The organism is Alicyclobacillus cycloheptanicus (genome assembly GCF_028751525.1).
Classification (GTDB): Bacteria; Bacillota; Bacilli; order Alicyclobacillales; family Alicyclobacillaceae; genus Alicyclobacillus_L; species Alicyclobacillus_L cycloheptanicus.
This window is the reverse complement of the sequence record NZ_CP067097.1, coordinates 580,457-599,621: the sequence shown is the minus strand read 5'-3', so window position 1 is coordinate 599,621 and position 19,165 is coordinate 580,457. Positions and strand designations below refer to the sequence as shown.

The following is a 19,165-nucleotide window of genomic DNA, read 5'->3' as shown; positions in this document are numbered from 1 at the left end:
GGTTACCGTGAACGCCTTTTGGATCAGCGGGTCAAGGCAAGAACGGAGTAAAGCTTATGATCCTGTGACCCGGAGAAAGTGCACTGCGAATCGCCATCGGGCATCCCCTTAGACGACGCGATATAAAATCGGCATCGCACCGATGTGATGTGCCGCCAAGTTCGCCAGCATATAGGTTCGGAAACTCTTCTTGGACAGCTGCTTTGCCAGAAAACCGGATAAGTTTCCGTCAAACCGGGCGTGATTCAACGCCGTATAGTCGGAGGTTTCTGGGTGCGTCGGCACCAGGAGCAGGGAGTTGTCCAACTTCATCTCCACGCGGTACCAGTCTGCGAGGTACTCCCACAGTTCCAGTAAGGTTTCCCTGTTCTTTGCGACGAAATAGTTGAACAGGAATAAGCCGCCGCGAACGACATCAACTTCGCCGAAACGCTTTTGATTGACGGCCGTCATGACGTGCAATGACATGGATTTCGTTTGCAAGTACGCCACAACTGCCTCGTATAGAGGGGTGCTTTGGACTTCTGCCAGAGCGGAGGCGTCCGTGGTCTCGATCAACAGGGCGATGTCATAGCGAGCGATTCGGATCGAGTCGGCGTGATCTCGGACATACGGGAGTCGATCCATAGGGGGCAGCCCAACGGCGCGAAATACGCTGACGCGTTCCACCTGGCTGTGTGCCTGTAAGGGAGCTGCGAGTTCTTTGAGCTCTTCCAGCAACGCCGTGTCGGTGTTCGCGCGAAACGGGAAGCTGGGCTCGCACGTTTGGGCGGCCACGTGAATATAGCCCCGGGTGGTTGGAGCTTGCAGTGCGATACGGCCATATTTGTCGTCAGGATTTACGAGGTGAACGTTCATCGGATCGCCTCCAGTCAATGAACTTTCGAGTTGATGAAGTCCCGTGTTGATGAAGTCCCGTGTTCATGATGTCCAGTATGGATTCGTGTCCGGCGTTGATTGTTCGTTCTGTCGGCCGTGCGTGAGCATGCCATGGCCTCATGACTTGAGGATAACCCTCAGTCGCTGATACTCTTCCTCTTGGATGTCCCCACTCGCGAGTCTGCGTTTCAGGATGATTTCAGGATCGTGATGGTCATGCCAACGGCCTTGCTGCATTCCGCAGTTCGCACGGAAGCTCTTCCGAAACCGTCCAAAGAACAGCACGCGTATCACAACAAAGAACAGCGCGCACACGATGAACATGCCAAACGGAAAAAACAGAAACGGGAAAAACCAAACGCCGTGGTGAGACCCCCAGCCCATCAAAACCCCTCCTTCAAAATCTGCCGCCAAAAGCGGCTGAACTGAGCATAATTCGGCCGTGTCTCGAAACGGAGAGACGAGGTATCACAAAACCATCAACAGGGGGTCACAGAACAGGCACAATCTTCGTGACGATACGAACGAGGACCTGGAACATGCTACACTGGCCGTGAATGAACCGGTTGGGGCAGGAGCTGGGGCAAACACGAATGTCCAAAGTGAGACTCCATGACACACGAACCGTGAAAAATGAGGGATTTTATGGGGGCTGCACAGATTGTTTGTGTGGTGGATGATGACCCATCCATCGTCGAGTTGATGCGTGATTTTCTGGAGAACGATGGGTTCTGCGTCGTGTCGGCAGACAATGCGGAAGATGCGCTGGCACTTTTCGCGCGTGTCCCGGTGGACTGTATGATTGTGGACGTCATGATGCCCGGGCAATCTGGCTTTGAACTGTGCAAACAGATTCGCGCAGAGAGTGATGTCCCAATTCTCTTCCTGAGTGCTCGAGATGACGATGTGAGCAAAATCCGCGGCCTAGGTCTGGGTGGAGATGACTATATCGTAAAATCGGCGTCGCCTGGAGAAGTGGTGGCGAGGGTCAAAGCCATTTTACGCCGAACCAGCATCAAGCAGTCCCCTCGCCAACTGATTCTGGACTTCGGCAGACTGGTCCTGTTGCCGTCTTCGCGTGAGGTGATGGTCGCGGGACAATCGGTGTCGTTGACACCAAAGGAGTACGAACTGCTGTCTTTGTTTGCCCGGCATCCGCGCCAGGTATTTACGTATGACCAGTTGCTGGACCAGTTCTGGGAAGGCGTCGGGGACAAGCATACCATTCGGGTTCATATTGGACGAATTCGAGAAAAAATTGAGCGGGATGCGAACCACCCCGAGTACATCGTGAATGTTTGGGGGATAGGCTATCGATTCGAGGGGACACCGAGATGAGGATTCGAAAATACATGGTGATCGGCATCTTGTCTATCGTTTTGTTCCCTTGGGTCGTCTATTTTGTGATTCACATGTTTGAGACTCACCCTTGGCAGTCACCAAAGGTGAATCCACAGACCAACGTGGCACAGATTGTACGAATGCTCTCCCAAAACGAACAACGTTGGACCAATCCCGCTTGGCAGCAGGAAGCGGAGCAGGCATTGCGAGGTAAAGGGCTTACGGTCGTGATTCGTTCTCCATCGAATGATGTCATTTTTGACTCGGCAGCTCCCGGCGCTCACCACTGGATGTCGAACCAGGAGGTGATGGTGCTCGAAGACGGAAAATGGGTTGGAACTGTGCAGATTTCGTCAGCCGGGAAGGCTGACCCGGCAGCGGTCATTGGGGCCGTTGCGGCGGCGGTGCTCGCGATTGCGTTTGTCAGTTATCAGGTGGGGCGAAACGTCATCAAGCCTCTGGAGTCGATGAGTCGCGCGGCGCTGCAAATTGCAGATGGAGACTTTGATTTCGAACTCGCGGAATCCAGCACATTGGAAATCCGCCAGGTGCGATCTGCATTTCGGATCATGGTCCATGGCTTGCGCGAGTCCTTTGCGAAGCAGGAAAAGTTGGAAGAAGAACGCCGGTTCTTCATTGGTGCCATCGCGCATGACTTGCGTACGCCCTTATTTTCGCTGCGGGGCTATTTGGATGGGATTCAACAAGGGATTGCGGCATCTCCAGACAAAGTCGCTCATTATGTCGCCGTATGTAAAGACAAGGCTGCGCATTTGGAACGGCTCGTCTCCGACTTGTTTGCCTTTACTCGGCTTGAATCGATGGAACAGACGCTGCAAAAGGAACAGCTCGATTTGTCTGAGGTCGTCAGGCAGACGGTCTCAAGCCTCGAGAGCCGCGCGATGGAAAAAGGGATTCGGCTGAATACGTCCGCGGTCACAGAAACGTGTGATGTGACCGGAGATCCGCATCTCCTGGAGCGGGCCGTTACGAATGTACTGGACAACGCACTGAGATACACGCCCTTGCAGGGTGAAATCTTCATCGGTCTGAAGAAGGAATCAGGGAGGGCCGTCCTGACCATCCGCGACACGGGGCCGGGCTTCTCCCCGGCAGATATCGCGCACATTTTTGAACCCATGTACAGGGGCGACGCCTCGAGAAGTTCCGCCACAGGCGGTGCCGGCCTAGGGTTGACCATCGCGCGTCGCGTGTTTGACTTTCACGGCGGCGCGTTGACAGCGGCCAACGTACCGGGAGGGGGAGCTGTCCTCTCGGGCTGGCTGCCTCTCGATGAGCACCGCTGTCAAGAACTCGATTGATTCTTTCGTACGGGCCCCAGCCTGTTTCAATTGAAGCGATGTAAAATCTAGTATAATTACATCGAAAAATTGGAAGGGAATGTTGCGTATGAAAAAGCGGGCTGTTATCGTATCGGCTGTCTCTGTCGCTGTGACCGTGGGGCTGTCGGTAAACACAGCCTTTGCCGACACGCAGACTGGGGAATCAACCGTTGTGCAAGGATTCACGGCGGCGCAGACAATTTCCGTAAGTGACATGAATCAGGTGGAATCTGAAGCGGTCGTAGAACGCGGTGTGCAGCAGGGGACGGTTGATTCGAGTGCACAGGCGGCGCCAAACGGCCTGCCGTCTCCAACGTACATCACATCGCCCTTGTGGCAATATGCAAATCTTGGGCCCCTGAGCTACATTCAAACGACCGATCACTATGTCGTGAGCGCGACGGAGCAGGTCTGGCTGAACGCGGTGCAGTACGGCGCATCCAATCCAGAAGTGACTTATCAGTTGATCAACATCAGCGGCGGTTCGAACTCCTCTCCGGTGACCATCACAGGTTTGTACAAGAGCAGTGACTGCTACGTGTACTTTAACAACGTCCAACCAGGTACGTATGTCCTCCGCATCTACAATCCTACGTCCGACGAAACCCTGTCCGGGAACGGCTATACGCACTATTATTAAACGCCAAAGTGAACCCCGACGGTTCGGTGTGTTTCACGCGTGATGCAAATCCATCCCACGCATGGCAGTTAGGCGCGTCAGGGGGTGCCGGTTGACTCCGACAGGTTGAGATGGATGGTTGGTGCGGGTGCAGAACCTTGCGGCTGGTTCGGCAGCCATGCAGCGAGTGCAATCGCTGCGGGGGTCAGGTCGACGGTTTTAAAAATGGAGCGAAATTCCATGGTGTCGATGCCCTGATGGGTGATGGCCGTGCCGACTGGGCCGCCCGTGACATTCGGCCACGGTTTGCCTGCGTCATCTTCCATGTTGAAAAAGATGGGAGACAGACGATTGTGGGGGCCGGAAATTTCATAGTCCAGTTCGGTGGTGGCCGGACTGATGGTGATGCGGCGGATGAGAACTGTTTCACCCGCAATGCGACAGGTCGTCATCGGGTACACCGTCACTTCTTTGGCATCCATTTTGCTGGCAGAGACCGGAATCGTAAAGGCCCAGTTGCCAATCGTGCCGCCAATCCTCGTCAGCACGACTTTCAACGTTCCAGACGTTGGCAATGCTTGATGCGGGATGAGCGTGAACACACCAGCGGAGCCGTATGTCATCGGTTTCTCTTCGCCGCTGCCGATCACCGTCAACGGCTGCCCGTTGAACCAAAAATGGGCACTGCTCAAGTCCAGGCTGGTGGCAGTCGGTCCGCTGTTCCCCATGACCGTGTATCCAACCTGGATTTGGTTCCGGTCGTACAGAATGTCGGTAAGGGTCACGGTGATGCCGCTGCTGACGCTTGGCGCATCAAGCTGCGTCACAAATTGCTGCGCCGGCGTGCCTTGCAACCAATTGAGCAAGGCGTGGCGGATTGGGCTGCTTGGGGTCGCCAGTGCTGCTGCTGACGGAATGGCGACGACGAGCAGGGACATTACCGATATTGCCAAGGTTCGCACAGACCACTTTCGCTTGCGGCTGTGTGGTGCGACTGATTCTGGTACCCTTTGGACGCCTTCTGGCGATGTGTCCGCCAGCGAAACGCGTGGCTGCGCGGCGATGGTCCGCAGCTCTTGACGGACACGTTCATCCAATTCCACCGGCACGTCGACTTGAAGGGATGGCAACAGCTTCTCAATGTCCTTGTGACGGATCATCTTATCCATTGCTCGAATCCCCCCTTCTCGGCATCGGTGAGTGCTCGCTGCAACGCTTTGATGGCGCGGTGGTACGTGATGCGGACCTTGGCCTGGGACCACCCCGTCACTTCTGCTGTTTCTGCGATGGACATCTCCAGAATTCCGTGAAGGACAATCACCTCTCGGTAGTTGGGCTGCAAGCGTTCAATGCATGCGGCAAGGGATGACTTGAGCTCGTTCAGTGCTGCGTATTCTTCCGGCAACGGCTCCGACGACGGAGTGTCGAACGCGCTGTCGTCACTTGGGGATACCCATTCGTTTCGTCGATTCTGCACGCGCAGGAAGTCAATCGCCACGTTTCGCGCAATCCGGCACAGCCAGGTCTTGGGGCTGGCATCGCCGCGGAAGGTGTGCAGGCTCTTCCATGCACGAAGGAATGTCTCCTGCAGCAAATCATCGGCAGAAGTCCGGTCGACGTAATGCACGAGGTAGTTGTATACGCAGGTCTGGTACTCACTGAACCACTGCTCAATGACGGCTCCATCCAACACTTGCTGTCCCCTTCAGGATCTTTGACTCAAAGACGGCGAAAAATGTTTCACCTGCGCATGAGCATATCAAAATCTGGACGTTCGATGGTACCCCTCCAGATGACGATGTGATAGCCTACAGTCAGAATCTATCGGAGGTGGTTGTCTGCCATGGGCATGAGGATGAAAGCTGTGGTACACGCCGGCAAGCAGGGGATGGACGGGGTTTCGCTGCAGGACATTGAGGTTCGTGATCCCGGTGCAGGCGAGGTTCGGGTCAGGCTGAAGACGGCTGGGCTCAACCATCGTGACTTGTTTGTGCCAAATTGGCGTCAACCGACCGACCCGCCGCTGGTGCTGGGCGCGGACGGCGCCGGCATCGTGGAGGCGGCAGGGCCAGGTGTCACGGGGGTGAAGGTGGGGGACGAGGTCATCATCAACCCGAGCCTCGGCTGGCCCGTGAAGTCCGACGCGCCGCCCGCCGGGTTTGAAATTCTCGGCCACCCCACCAGTGGGACGTTCGGGGAGTACATCGTGATCGCGGCGGAAAACGTGGTGCCCAAACCGGCCTTCCTGAGCTGGGAGGAGGCAGGCGTGCTGCCATTGGCGGCGCTGACGGCGTATCGGGCGCTGTTTACACGGGCACAGTTGAAGGCGGGGATGACGGTGCTCATTCCCGGGGTCGGCAGTGGTGTGGCGACGTTCCTGCTGCAGTTTGCGAAGGCTGTGGGGGCGACGGTATATGTCACGTCGCGATCGAAGGACAAGTGTGCCAAGGCGCTGGCGCTGGGAGCAGATGAGGCGATCGACAGCGCGGGCGACTGGAACGCGCAGCTTGGCGGGCGCAAGGCGGACGTTGTGATTGAGTCCGTGGGTGCAGCCACCTTCGCGAAGTCACTTGGGCAATTGCGGCCGGGCGGAACGCTCGTCACGTTTGGCGCCTCTGCTGGGGACGAAGTGACCCTCAATATTCGCCAGTTCTTCTACGGTCAATATAACCTGCTTGGGACGACGATGGGCAGCAACGAGGAGTTTTTGGACATGCTGTCGTTCATCGAGCAGCACGGTATTCGTCCGGTCATCGACGAAGTGGTTCCGCTGGCGTCGTATCGGCGGGCGTTCGAGCGCTTGAAGGCGGGCGAGCAGCTCGGCAAGATCGGCCTGCGCATGGCGTGATTGCAGTTGGGAGGTCGCGGAGAGGCGCTGCTCGCCTGCGTTGGAGGTCGCGGAGAGGCGCTGCTCGCCTGCGTTGGAGGTCGCGGAGAGGCACTGCTCGCCTCCGTTGCAGGGCCGTCCATCACGTTGTATACTGCCACAGGTATAACAGGAGGGTGAACGCACATGCTGATGGTCGGAATCGCGGGCGGAACGGGATCGGGCAAAACAACGGTGGCCGAAGCGATTGTGGACGCTTTGGGCGCAGACAATGTCGGCCTGATTTCGCAGGACGCGTACTATAAAGACCTGACAAACCTCACACTGGAGGAGCGTCGGCAGCGGAACTTCGACCATCCGGACGCCTTTGATACGGACCTCCTGCTCGAACACCTGACGGCACTCCGAAACGGCCAGACGGTTTATTTGCCGGTGTATGATTTTGCCCGCCACACGCGCGCCGGCGTGACCGTGCCAATGGCGAGCAAGCCGGTCATTGTGCTGGAAGGTATCCACGTGCTGGTGGACGAACGCGTCCGCTCCTTGCTCGACATCAAAGTGTTCGTACATACCGATGCGGACGTGCGCGTGCTCCGGCGCTTGGCACGTGACATTCAAGAGCGCGGACGCACACTGGATTCGGTTCTGACGCAGTACCTGTCGACCGTCAAACCAATGCATGACGCCTTCATCGAGCCATCCAAACGATACGCCGACTTAATCATTCCGGAAGGCGGGGAGAACAAGATCGCCATCTCCCTCCTGACAACCCGCATCGCCCAGTTTCTGCTGGAGACAGCGGGGCGGGTGCAGGTCGGGCCGAAAGCACTGTGAGGCCGGAGATGGCGTCGAGGCTGGGCGGCAGGGGTGCGGCAGAGGCGTGGCATAAGGCACCCAACCTGCCTAAAGGCCGGCCAGCCGGGCGGCAGAGGCGTGGCATAAGGCACCCAACCTGCCTTAAGTCGCACGGGCCGGGCGGTGGGGCGGCGGAGGCGTGGCATAGGGCACCCAACCTACCTTAAGGCTGGCCAATCGGGCGGCGGAGGCATGGCATAAGGCACCCAACCTGCCTTAAGGCCCGCCGGCCGGGCGGCAGGAGCTCGGCATAGGGCACCCAACCTACCTTAAGGCCCACCGGCCGGGCGGCAGGAGTTCGGCATAGGGCACCCAACCTGCCTAAAGGCCGGCCAGCCGGGCGGCAAGAGCTCGGCATAAGGCACCCAACCTGCCTTAAGGCCGGCCAGCCGGGCGGCAAGAGCTCGGCATAAGGCACCCAACCTACCTTAAGGCCGGCCAATCGGGCGGCAGGTGTGCGGCATAGGGCACCCAACCTACCTAAGGCCCGCCGGCCGGGCGGCAGGTGTGCGGCATAAGGCACCCAACCTGCCTTAAGGCCGGCCAGCCGGGTGGCAGGAGTTCGGCATAGGGCACCCAACCTGCCTAAAGGCCCGCCAGCCGGGCGGCAAGAGCTCGGCATAAGGCACCCAACCTGCCTAAAGGCCGGCCAGCCGGGCGGCAGGAGCTCGGCATAGGGCACCCAACCTACCTAAAGGCCCGCCGGCCGGGCGGCAGGAGCTCGGCATAGGGCACCCAACCTACCTAAAGGCCCGCCGGCCGGGCGGCAGAGGCGTGGCATAAGGCACCCAACCTGCCTAAAGGCCGGCCAGCCGGGCGGCAAGAGCTCGGCATAAGGCACCCAACCTACCTAAAGGCCCGCCGGCCGGGCGGCAGAGGCGTGGCTAGGGCACCCAACCTGCCTTAAGGCCTCCCGCCTCGTCTCTTGCCATCCGCGTTCCGTTCCCGCCTCGTCTCCCGCCGCCCAATGCCATCGCCAACTTGGACGATCCCGTCAGTCTCCGCGTTCCCACTGCCCGCCGGCGGGGGGCTGTGGGCGCCCGTATGAACCGCCGCGGCTGGGATTCGCCCCGGCCCCGGCTCCCGCCGCGCCGCCTGCTGCTCCCGGGCCGGTCACCCCCGCCGCACCCCCGTTCGCCCCCACGGTGCGCGGCACCACCCGCGAGAGCTGCTCCACGTTCAGCGCCCGCGCCATTGTGTCTTCGTCAATTCCGAGCGCGAGGCCCGCATCGCGCAGGCTCATATCATGCGCCAAGGCGTGCTTCACAATCTTCGAAGCCGTATCGTAGCCCAGCTCGACATTGAGCGCCGTCGCGAGCGACAGCGTGTGTTCCGCGTACATGCGGCAGCGCGCTTCATTCGCCGTGATCCCGGCCACGCATTTGTCGGCGAACACTTCGCAGGCATTCGCCAAAATCGTGATCTCGTGCAGAAAGTTGCCTGCCATCACCGGCATCATGACGTTCAATTCCAGTTGGCCCGCGCCGCCAGCCTGCGCCACCGTCGTGTCGCAGCCTTGCACTTGGTACGCGACCATATTCAGCATCTCCGCCATCACCGGGTTCACTTTGCCTGGCATAATGGACGATCCCGGCTGTACCGCCGGCAGCTCAATTTCCGCCAGACCGGTGCGCGGGCCCGAACTCAGCAGCCGCAAGTCGTTGGCGATGCGCTGCAGCGCCAGCGCGAGGTTTCGCAGCACGCCGCTGACCAGCACCACTTCGTCCGGGTTTTGGTTGAAGGTGAAGGGGTTGGCCGCGATTCGAAAGTTGAGCCCTGTGAACTGCGCGACATAGCGCACAGCGGTTGCACTGAAGCCTGGCGGGGTGTTGATGCCGGTGCCGACCGCGTTGCCGCCAAACCCTATGTCGAGGAGGTTGGCGGCCGCCTGTTCCAGCCACTGCCGATGGCGTGCGATGTTCTGTGCGTACGCGCCAAACTCGTCTCCCAGGCGCATGGGCACCGCATCCTGCAGGTGGGTGCGTCCCGCTTTGACGATGTTCGCGAATTCGCGGGCTTTTGCCGTCAAGGCGGCTTCCAGCTTGGCGAGGGCTGGGTCCAGCCGGTGGGCCAGCAGTTCCATGCCCGCGATTTGCATGGCCACGTGCATCGTGTCGTTGGTGGACTGCGACATGTTCACGTCGTCGTTCGGATGCACGACGCTTGTGTCCCCGCGGGTTCCACCCAACAGCTCCGCAGCACGGGCAGCAATGACTTCGTTCACGTTCATGTTCTGCGACGTGCCCGCGCCTGCCTGATAGACATCGACCACAAACCACTCAGACAGGTGTCCGTCGATGATTTCTTCCGCGGCGGCGCAGATGGCTTGCGCTTTCGCCGGATCGATCACGCCGAGTTCGACGTGCGCCTTGGCAGCGGCCCACTTGATGATGGCTTGGGCGCGGACGAAGGCGTGCGGCAGGTGCAGGCCGCTGATGGGAAAGTTCGCGATGGCCCGCGCCGTCTGGGCGCCATAGTAGGCTTCGGCCGGGATCTGCAGTTCTCCTAATGAATCGCGTGCGGTACGCGTCGGTCCTGTCATCGGGCATCCTCCTTGGAGAGACGTGATCGGCTGGAACATGTTTCCTCCTTTTAGTATAGCACCGCGGCGGCTGTGCATACGTGCTTCCTGCAGCCTCACAAACCGTCCAGCCAGCAATCCAGCCGACAGCCGACAGCCGAGGGGACATCGCGCTTGCTTGCGGCACGTTGTGCATGGGTGCGTGCGCTTATGTACAATGAAGTGCGGAGGGATGCGTCGTGCCAACCAGGGTCATCAAAGTCAAAGGGATGTCTTGTCCGCACTGTGAACGTGCGATTGAAGGGGTGCTGCTTGATGTCCCGGGTGTCAGCGGTGCCAAAGCCAGTCACCAGGACGGGACCGTGCAGCTGGAAGCGGAAGAATCCGTCACAGGGGATATGATTCGGGAAGCGGTGGCCGAAGTGGGCTACGAAGTTGTGAGCCCCTAACCCGCCAACAGCGGCCGGATTATGATATTCTGTGGAGAAATGGATGCGGGAGGACAACCGGCATGACGGATTCGAAACAAGGGCTGGTGCCGCCGCGAACAGGGCCGGCAGCGTCGTGGCGCATCGAAGACCTCTTGCGCATACGCATCCCGACGGATGCGGCGGTCTCCCCAGACGGTCAGGAGTGCGTGTTTGCCCTCCGGACCCTGGATGAGGAGAAAGGCGAGTACCGGACCAAGCTGTGGCGCACGCACATCACGGGCGGCGAACCGGTCCAGCTGACGTTTGGTGCATATCGCGATGATGCGCCGGCGTACAGTCCCAACGGTGCCTATATTGGATTTTTGAGCGATCGCGGCGATTCGGACGACGAAGATGAGCCTGCGAAAATGCAGCTGTACATACTGCCGCGCTCCGGCGGCGAAGCGCGCGTCGTTGCGCCCAAACTGGGCCAAGTGTACGATTTTGCCTTCCGCGGGGATGGACGGGCTGTGTACGTGATTGTCGATGTGGAGCGTACACCGTTCGAGGCTGCGCGGGAGAAAGCGAGAAGTGAGGAGAAGCGGGACCTCACCCACGAAGAGCGTGCCGTCTGGCCGAAGCGGATTTGTGAAATCGAACTCGGGTGCGATGCAGCGGGAGACAAGGTCACCACCATCTACGACCGGGATTATGGACTCATCGAACTGGCCCCGTCGCACGACGGCACCAAGCTCGTGTTTTCGACGAATCGAACCGGTTTGAACAACGACTGGGACAAGATCAACCTGTGGCTGTTGGAGAAACCGCGTGCAGCCGATGGCAAAGCGGGCCTGTGGCAGGTTCGTCCGCTGGTGTCGCGGATGGGTGCGTGTCAGGGTGCCTGCTTTTCGCCAAACGATGACCTGGTGGCATACATCGCCCCGAGGTTCGAACATGCGGAGCACTCGCAAAGCGAAGTGTGGCTGGTCCGCGTGGAGCCCGACGCCGGCCGTCACGGCAGCGCGCACAGGATACCCGACGCGTCCGGGGCGCGGGATTCGTCGGCTTCGCCGGGATGTGAAGCCAGCGCTCAGCCTGTGAACCTCACGGAGGCGCTCGGCATCGTGGGCGATGCGCAGGCCGTGGCATGGGTGCGTCAGGACGAACTGCTGGTCCAGCATGAAAAAGGGCTGGCAGCCCCCCTGTACATCATCACCGGTGTGTCCGCCGCACTGTCAAGCGCGTCTCTAGAGCAGTCGATGACGGTGCGCGATGTCGGCCATCCGGCGGCCGTCGTGCGGCACGCGGCGGTCAGTCTGAACGGCGAGACCGCCGTCTACGCGGCGGAAGACGCAGTGACCCCGTTTGAGCTGTTCGCCGTCCGTCTGGACACGGGGGAGACGCAGCGGCTCACGGACTTTCAGGCAGAGTGGCAGCACAAGCCCCGCGCCAAGGTGATGCCGTTCACGTGGGTGTCGTTTGACGGGCAGCAGATGGAGGGGGTGCTCGCCCTCCCGCCGGGCCACGCCGAAATCGGCAAGGTGCCGCTCCTGGTCGACATCCACGGCGGTCCAGCATGGCATGCGACGATGAGCTTTCACCAATATGTGAACTGGCATTGGCTGACCGATCTCGGCTATGCGGTGTTTGCCCCCAACTACCGCGGCGGCATCGGTTACGGCCAGGATTATTTGTACGCCAATAACATGGACTTGGGCGGCGGCGACTACCGCGACATCATGACGGGCGTCGACGCGGTGGCCGCGACCGGATGGGTCGACGAGCAGCGCATGGGCGTGATGGGCGGCAGTTACGGGGGCTATATGACCAATTGGATCATTGGGCATGACACGCGCTTTCAGGCGGCGGTCTCCGAGTTTGGCATCTGGAGTTTGTTCACGGACTTCGGCTGCTCGACGGGGCGAAGCTGGGAGACGATGTACTTTGGGCGCTACTGGGAGAACGAGGCACTGTACCTGGAGCGCTCGCCGTCGCGGTATGTGACAAACATCCGGACGCCGGTCCTCATCATTCACGGCGATGCGGACGACAATACCTTTATCGCGAATTCGAAGGAGATGTACAACGCGCTGCTCGAAGCTGGGAAAGTGGTGGAGTTTGTCCATTACCCGCGAGAGGGCCACGGCATTCGCGAACCGCGGCACCGTGAAGACGAGCTCAAGCGGGTTGCGGCCTGGTTTCAACACTACATCCCCACGCACAAGACGGTGGCGCCCGCGAAACCCGGGGAGTGGCGAGACCTCTTGGACGGCAAGCTGCAGATGCAGGTGCAGCAGGTCGAGCGGACGCGTGCGTACGCGCTGTACGGGGACGGGTACGGCGACGTTCTTGCCGTGCAGGTCGCTTGGCGCCTCGCATCCAACGCGCCGGCGGCCGAAGGGGAAGAGGCGTCCGACCGGACGACGGAACTGACGATGGGCCAGTCCGCAGCCAACGTCGTCTTCCTGACCTGGGAAGGTGCAGAACCAGAACAGCGCCCGTCGGTCGTGGCGGCGTACGAAGCGGCGCCAAGCGGGGTGTTTGTGCCCGGTACCGGCACCGTATTGACGGGCGAACTGACGTTTCGAATCGCCAATGAAGGCAGCGCTGTCCTCTTGTTTCCCGCGACGCTGGCGGGGTTGTCGGGTGGGCACGGCCTGGGGCTCGACATCGCAGGCACCCGGTTTGCACTGCCCGAAGAGGCATGAGCGCATGGAGGTGTTTGACATCACCCATCGAGAACCTGGCGCGGATTTGCAAGTCGTTCTCGCCACAGCGATGCAGGCTGCGGCTGCGGCGGGGGCGTACTTTCGGGCGCGCATTGATGAGCAGAAGGACGTGAAAATCAAAACCACGCTGGCGGACGTGGTGACCGAAGTCGATCCCGCCTGTGAACGCATGATTCGCGATATCATCACGGCGGCTTTTCCGAACCACAGCATTCTCGGCGAGGAGACGACCGCGCCGGGCACGGAGGCCTCCGCGGCAGCCGTCGCCGAGGTGGCCGATCACCCGTCTCTGTGGATCATCGACCCGCTGGATGGGACCACCAATTTTGTCGCCGCGATCCCGCTGTCAGTCGTGTCCATTGGCTACGCCGAACATGGGGCATTACGGGTGGGTGTGGTGTATGACCCCTACCGCGACGAACTGTTCTATGCAATCGCTGGGCTTGGCGCCTATGTGACGAACGCGGCGGACGCGAAGGCGTGGGGCCAGCGGGTGAGCACTGGAGCCAGCTTGTCCATGCCCGGACGGCGGCTGCAGGTGACAGAGACCGATGCGCTCCACCGGAGCATTGTGGCGACGGGCTTTCCGGCGCGCGGGGAAGTGCGGGCACGGATGACGGAGGCCGGTTGGCAGCTCTCTGGCATGGTCAAGAACCTGCGCGCGCTGGGTGCGGCGGCCTTGCATCTGGCGTACGTGGCGGCTGGCCGTATCGATGCCTTTTACGAGTGCGACCTCAACGCGTGGGACCTCGCCGGCGGCGTGTGCCTGGTGCTGGAGGCAGGCGGGACGGTGGCGGAGCTGGGCGGCGGCCCATACACGCTGCAGGTGCGGGACATCGTGGCCAGCGGACATCCCGCGCTGACTCGGGAAATCCAGTCCTTGGTCGGTGCTGGATCTGATGAACGATCGGGGGAGAAAAAACGATGAGTCAAGCGTCGCCTGTGTCTCGGCCGCTGCAACGGCTGGCGGAGGTTTCGGCGCTGCCCGCCTATCGCGGCCGGCGCGCCGAGCTGTTGACCGACTTTTATCAATTGACGATGATGTACGGTTATTTTCGCGCAGGGCAGCAGGACCAGCGGGTCGTGTTCGACGTGTTTTACCGTACGAACCCGTGCGGCAACGGCTATGTCATTGCGGCCGGCCTCGAACAGGTTGTCTGGTATCTGAGCAACCTGCGCTTTTCGGACGAGGACATCGCCTACTTGCGCGGTCTCCAGCAGTTTTCCGAGGACTTTCTGGACGAACTGCGCCGGTTCCGGTTCACCGGCAGCCTAATGGCTGTTCCGGAAGGGACGGTGGTGTTTCCGAATGAGCCGCTGCTGCGCTTTGAGGGCAGGGTGTTCGAACTGCAATTGATTGAGTCCGCGGTGCTGTCGTTTGTCAATCACCAGAGTCTCATCGCCACCAAAGCGCGGCGCATCGTGGAAGCCGCCCGGACCAATCCGGTGGCGCCGGACGGACCGGTCATTGAGATGGGGCTTCGACGGGCGCAAAACGTGGATGCGTCGGTGTTTGGCGCGAGGGCCGCCGTGATTGGCGGATGTGTTGGCACCAGCAATGTGCTGGCTGGTCAGAGTTTCAACATTCCCGTGATGGGGACGCAGGCGCACAGCTGGATTCAGAACTTCGCGTCCGAACTGGACGCCTTTCGGGCGTACGCAGAAACCTTTCCGGACAACGTGGTGCTCTTGGTCGATACCTACGATGTCCTGCGCAGCGGGGTTCCGAACGCCATCACGGTGGCGAAGGAGCTGGCAGAGAAGGGGGTCCGGCTCTCAGCCATCCGAATCGACAGCGGCGATCTCGCCTACCTTTCGAAACGGGCGCGCAGGATGCTCGATGCAGCCGGGCTGGCGGATGTGGGCATTGTCGCATCGTCTGACCTGGATGAGTTTACGATTCGAGATTTGGTGCTGCAAGGTGCGCAAATCACCTCGTGGGGCGTGGGGACAAAACTGGTGACCAGCTACGACTGCCCGGCGCTCGGCGGCGTGTACAAGCTGGCGGCGCGCGAGGTCAACGGCGTGATGGAGCCGTGCATCAAAATCTCGGAAAATGCCAGCAAGGTGACCAACCCGGGCAAGAAGAAAGTGCTTCGGTTCATCGTGGACGGGTACGCGTCGGCCGATTTGATTGCGCTGGATGACGAAGCATTCGACCCCAGTCAGCCGCTGGAGTTGTTTGATCCGGTACATACCTATAAACGAAAGACGATTGAGGATTTCACCATTGAACCACTGTTGCAGCCGGTGTTTCAGGACGGTGAGCTGGTGTATGAACTGCCGCCGCTGGAGAACATTCGGAGCCGCGTCGAAGCGCAGTTGAAGCTGTTCTCATCGGAGATTCTGCGCCCGGTGAACCCACACGAGTACCACGTCGACCTCTCACAGCGGTTGTGGGATTTAAAGCAGCGGTTGCTGCACGCACAGCGTCCGGCAGGCGCCCCGCGCTGACTGCGAGGCGCGGGACGAAGCGGGACGAAGCGGGACGAAGCGGGACGAAGCGGGACGAAGCGGGACGAAGCGACGGGTCGCGGCGGCACGGACCGCGTTCCAAGTTCCGGAAATGCCCATGCGGCCAACTGTGTGCGCTATAATTGGGGCGGAGGCGAGCGAGATGGAAGTAGTCAAAATCACGCCGCGCGGATACTGCTACGGAGTGGTGGACGCGATGGTCATGGCCAAGCAGGCTGCGGATGACCCGACGCTCCCGCGACCGATTTATATACTTGGGATGATTGTGCACAACCAGCACGTGGTGGACGCGTTTGAGCGGGAGGGGGTCATCACCCTCGACGGCGCCAATCGACTGGAACTGCTTGAACAGGTGTCGGAAGGCACCGTCATTTTTACGGCGCACGGTGTTTCACCGGAGGTCAAGCGGCGCGCGGCCGAACGTGGACTGCGCGTGATAGACGCCACCTGTCCGGATGTGACGCGGACGCACGACTTGATTCGCGATCGCGTTGCAGCTGGCTACGATATTGTCTACATTGGCCGCAAAGGACACCCGGAACCGGAAGGGGCCTGCGGCGTCGCGCCGGATCGCGTGCATTTGGTCGAAGACCTAGAAGACATCGCCAATCTCTCGATTGACAATGAGAAAATTGCCGTGACAAACCAGACCACGATGAGCCAGTGGGACACGGCGGAACTCATGAAGGCGGTGAAGCAGAAGTACCCGCAGGCAGAAATCTACAACGAGATTTGCATGGCGACGCAAATGCGCCAGCAGGCCGTCGCGGAGCAAGCGAGTGAGGCCGACCTGTGTATTGTCGTCGGTGATCCGCGAAGCAATAACTCCAACCGATTGGCACAGGTTTCGGAAGAGGTGGCAGGCACGCCTGCGCACCGGGTGGCTGACGTGACGGAGGTCAAGCGGGAGTGGCTGCGCGGTGTCCGCCGTGTGGCAGTGACCGCGGGGGCGTCGACGCCGACCGCGATCACCAATGAAGTGGTTCAATACCTCGCGCAGTACGACGAGGAGAATCCGGCGACGTGGACACCCGTTCGCACAGCCGATCCCGACCGTTTGCTGCCGACGACCCGGCGGTAACCGCGGGCGGGGTGCAATGCAGAGATAGTGAGACAGGGCAGGGGAGCGAACAGGTTTGACGGGTTCTTTGTGGGCGATGTTGGCGATTGTTTTGATTCTTGCGATTGTGTGCACCGTCCTGCGGCGGCGCGCACTGCGATGGTTCTTCACATTTCTTTCGGTGATTTTCTGGGTCGCGTTTCTCGCCTTGCTGGGCTTCGCGATTGGTTATCACATGGGGGTCAGCGGTGTCTCGCTGACGCATATTTTGTTCTGAGATCGCCGTGATCGCCAAGCACATCTGAGCAAGCACATCGGGTACAGACATCTTGGGTGCGGGTGAACGGAGGCATGGGTCATGGAACAAATCATGCGCTCGGTGTTCTTGTCGTTGGCCAAAATCCCGGCGGCGGAGTCATGGGCGAAGCGGTAGATCGGGAGGCGATAGGGAGCCATTCCTGCCTTAAGGCGGCCGGGGCGAGGCGGGTCGAGCGGCGCTAAGGCACCTTTCCTGCCCTAAGGCGGCCGGAGCCGGGAGGGTCGGGAGGCGATAGGGAGCCTTTCCTGCCCTAAGGCGGCCGGAGCCGGGAGGGTCGGAGGGAGGTTAAGGCACCTTTCCTGCCCTAAGGCGGCCGGAGCGAGGCGGGTCGAGCGGCGCTAAGGCACCTTTCCTGCCTTAAGGCGGCCGGATCGAGACGGGTCGAGCGGCGCTAAGGCACCATTCCTACCTTCAGCCCCCGCCCCTCAGCAACTCGGACCTCCGCCCCTCAGCGACTCAGGCCCCCGCCCCGCTGACTCCTCCGCCTCTCCTCAACGCCAGCCCCCACCCCTCCTCGACGCCTGCCACCCCCGGCGGTCACCCACCATCTCCAGGCCGCTCCGCCACTCCACTCCGCTCCAACGCCGCCTAGGGCTAATCACCCCCGCTTCATTCGCCGGACCCTCTGATGGATCTTCACGAACCCATACCCGAGCAGCAGGACCAATCCCGCGTACACCATCAGCAGCGGAACGACCGTCGTCCACTTCGGCAGCACGCGGTTGAGGATGAGCAGGTTGTAGGCGTTGACGAGGAGCCCAACGAGCTCGGCGATAAACAGAAAGCACAGGACATACTGAATGCGCTGGTAAAAGGTCAGCAAGGACGTTCGGTCGGTATAGAGTTCCGGCGTGTCCGCTTCCGTCCAAGGCCGTCGAAAGTAATGCCAGCCGGCGCTTTTTCCGATGTATTCCCAGCCGGCGTCGCGATACAGTGCCAGGTATTCTCGCTGTCGATCCCGCCTGCCCGCCGTCGGTCTGTACTCGAGGAGGGGCTGGTAGTCCAGGCGATACACGTAGCGCAGGGCGGGGTCACGAACGTAGGTGCCGCGCCACGTCCTCGCATGCACCAGGTGAATCCCCTGCTTCGACAGGTCATCCAGTTTTTGCTGCTGCTCCTCGAATTGCCAGACGAACCACAGCATCCAGCGGTCTTCCTGCGAACGTTGGCCTTCCGGGTCCTGTGCACCATCGCGGCGCTGGTCAGACCCGTGCGTGCATTTTCGTTGTTTCATGGCGATGGCCTCCTGTCACCCGTCAGTTTTCGCCCATTCTCCAGTAGTTCTTCGAGTCGTTTCAGTTCCGCCTCGACGACTTGTTTTCCGGCTGCGGTGATGGCGTACAGCTTTCTGCGGGAATCGGTTTCGGACGGGGTTGCTTCCGGTGTTAACCAGCCTTTTTTGAGCAGCGCGTTGAGTGCCGTGTAGAGTGTGCCGGCGCCAATCTTGAGCCGGCCCAACGTGACCTGCTCAATCTGTTGCATCATGCCGTACCCGTGTAAAGGACCACCGTACACGGATAACAGGATGTAGTAGTGCGCTTCCGTGAGTGGGACGTCTTGTGTCGAAGGCAATGCGCGAACCCCCTTTTGCCGCCGTGCATCCGCGGCTGGATGCTCCATCGGCATCGCATCGATTGGCGCCCAATCTATCGCAGCCAGCTATATCATCCGCATCCGGTTATATCATCCGCAGCCAGTTATATCATCGCCAGCTATATCATCTTCAGATGTATCAATAGACGATATATCGATAATCAACATATTATGCGTAAGGCGTTTCGCTGTCA

18 protein-coding genes are annotated in these 19,165 nt (G+C 60.4%); 11 read left to right on the top strand and 7 right to left on the bottom strand.

The genetic code is table 11. The features are described 5' to 3' along the window. Window positions 1-108: 108 nt before the first annotated feature. Window positions 109-858: a hypothetical protein gene (locus tag JI721_RS02790; RefSeq protein WP_274456554.1), complete on the bottom strand. Its 750-nt coding sequence runs from the start codon at window positions 856-858 to the stop codon at window positions 109-111. Window positions 859-996: 138 nt separating this feature from the next. Further along, window positions 997-1,263 (bottom strand): SHOCT domain-containing protein, encoded by a 267-nt coding sequence (locus JI721_RS02785; RefSeq protein WP_274456553.1) that lies wholly within the window; start codon window positions 1,261-1,263, stop codon window positions 997-999. 261 nt (window positions 1,264-1,524) lie between these two features. Here JI721_RS02785 and JI721_RS02780 point away from each other — a divergent pair, with 261 nt between their 5' ends. The 3 genes from JI721_RS02780 to JI721_RS02770 all read left to right on the top strand — a co-directional run bounded on the left by JI721_RS02780 (window position 1,525) and on the right by JI721_RS02770 (window position 4,203). Beyond that, window positions 1,525-2,217 carry a response regulator transcription factor gene (locus JI721_RS02780; protein WP_274456552.1) on the top strand — a complete coding sequence of 231 codons (693 nt, stop codon included), beginning with the start codon at window positions 1,525-1,527 and terminating at the stop codon, window positions 2,215-2,217. Beyond that, complete coding sequence (locus tag JI721_RS02775; RefSeq protein WP_274456550.1) at window positions 2,214-3,542, top strand: HAMP domain-containing sensor histidine kinase; 1,329 nt, start codon at window positions 2,214-2,216, stop codon at window positions 3,540-3,542. Before JI721_RS02780 ends, JI721_RS02775 begins: the two co-directional genes overlap by 4 nt. 88 nt (window positions 3,543-3,630) lie before the next feature. Further along, window positions 3,631-4,203, top strand: coding sequence for a hypothetical protein (locus JI721_RS02770; RefSeq protein WP_274456549.1), 573 nt, complete (start codon window positions 3,631-3,633; stop codon window positions 4,201-4,203). A gap of 77 nt (window positions 4,204-4,280) precedes the next feature. Here the strand turns inward: JI721_RS02770 and JI721_RS02765 are convergent, their stop codons facing one another. Then, window positions 4,281-5,351, bottom strand: a complete 1,071-nt coding sequence (locus JI721_RS02765) for a DUF4179 domain-containing protein (RefSeq protein ID WP_274456548.1) — start codon at window positions 5,349-5,351, stop codon at window positions 4,281-4,283. After that, window positions 5,339-5,872 (bottom strand): RNA polymerase sigma factor, encoded by a 534-nt coding sequence (locus tag JI721_RS02760; protein WP_274456547.1) that lies wholly within the window; start codon window positions 5,870-5,872, stop codon window positions 5,339-5,341. The genes JI721_RS02765 and JI721_RS02760 overlap by 13 nt, the downstream gene beginning before the upstream one ends. A 165-nt stretch (window positions 5,873-6,037) precedes the next feature. On the opposite strand from JI721_RS02760, the gene JI721_RS02755 reads away from it, so the two are divergent. Then, window positions 6,038-7,030 (top strand): zinc-binding dehydrogenase, encoded by a 993-nt coding sequence (locus tag JI721_RS02755; protein WP_274457624.1) that lies wholly within the window; start codon window positions 6,038-6,040, stop codon window positions 7,028-7,030. A gap of 165 nt (window positions 7,031-7,195) precedes the next feature. Further along, window positions 7,196-7,843: a uridine kinase gene (gene udk, locus JI721_RS02750; RefSeq protein ID WP_274456546.1), complete on the top strand. Its 648-nt coding sequence runs from the start codon at window positions 7,196-7,198 to the stop codon at window positions 7,841-7,843. 1,015 nt (window positions 7,844-8,858) lie between these two features. Here the strand turns inward: udk and JI721_RS02745 are convergent. Further along, window positions 8,859-10,406, bottom strand: coding sequence for a class II fumarate hydratase (locus tag JI721_RS02745; RefSeq protein ID WP_274456545.1), 1,548 nt, complete (start codon window positions 10,404-10,406; stop codon window positions 8,859-8,861). Window positions 10,407-10,624: 218 nt separating this feature from the next. Between JI721_RS02745 and JI721_RS02740 the strand changes: the two genes are divergently transcribed. The 6 genes from JI721_RS02740 (at window position 10,625) to JI721_RS02715 (ending at window position 17,336) form a co-directional block, all read left to right on the top strand. Continuing rightward, window positions 10,625-10,834 carry a heavy-metal-associated domain-containing protein gene (locus tag JI721_RS02740; RefSeq protein ID WP_274456544.1) on the top strand — a complete coding sequence of 70 codons (210 nt, stop codon included), beginning with the start codon at window positions 10,625-10,627 and terminating at the stop codon, window positions 10,832-10,834. Between the two features lie 62 nt (window positions 10,835-10,896). Next, a complete protein-coding gene (locus JI721_RS02735) occupies window positions 10,897-13,503 on the top strand; it encodes a S9 family peptidase (protein ID WP_274456543.1) in 2,607 nt (868 codons plus the stop codon). A 4-nt stretch (window positions 13,504-13,507) separates the two neighbouring features. Next, window positions 13,508-14,452, top strand: coding sequence for an inositol monophosphatase family protein (locus JI721_RS02730; RefSeq protein ID WP_274456542.1), 945 nt, complete (start codon window positions 13,508-13,510; stop codon window positions 14,450-14,452). Then, window positions 14,449-15,978 (top strand): nicotinate phosphoribosyltransferase, encoded by a 1,530-nt coding sequence (locus JI721_RS02725; protein WP_274456541.1) that lies wholly within the window; start codon window positions 14,449-14,451, stop codon window positions 15,976-15,978. The genes JI721_RS02730 and JI721_RS02725 overlap by 4 nt, the downstream gene beginning before the upstream one ends. Window positions 15,979-16,141: 163 nt before the next feature. Next, entirely contained in the window at window positions 16,142-17,080 is a 939-nt protein-coding gene (locus JI721_RS02720; RefSeq protein ID WP_274456540.1) for a 4-hydroxy-3-methylbut-2-enyl diphosphate reductase, read from the top strand. A 55-nt stretch (window positions 17,081-17,135) separates the two neighbouring features. Next, window positions 17,136-17,336, top strand: a complete 201-nt coding sequence (locus tag JI721_RS02715) for a hypothetical protein (protein ID WP_274456539.1) — start codon at window positions 17,136-17,138, stop codon at window positions 17,334-17,336. 640 nt (window positions 17,337-17,976) lie between these two features. On the opposite strand, the gene JI721_RS02710 is transcribed toward JI721_RS02715, so the two are convergent. Further along, window positions 17,977-18,612 (bottom strand): DUF2812 domain-containing protein, encoded by a 636-nt coding sequence (locus tag JI721_RS02710; RefSeq protein WP_274456538.1) that lies wholly within the window; start codon window positions 18,610-18,612, stop codon window positions 17,977-17,979. Then, window positions 18,609-18,950, bottom strand: coding sequence for a PadR family transcriptional regulator (locus JI721_RS02705; RefSeq protein ID WP_274456537.1), 342 nt, complete (start codon window positions 18,948-18,950; stop codon window positions 18,609-18,611). Before JI721_RS02705 ends, JI721_RS02710 begins: the two co-directional genes overlap by 4 nt. Window positions 18,951-19,165 lie beyond the last annotated feature (215 nt).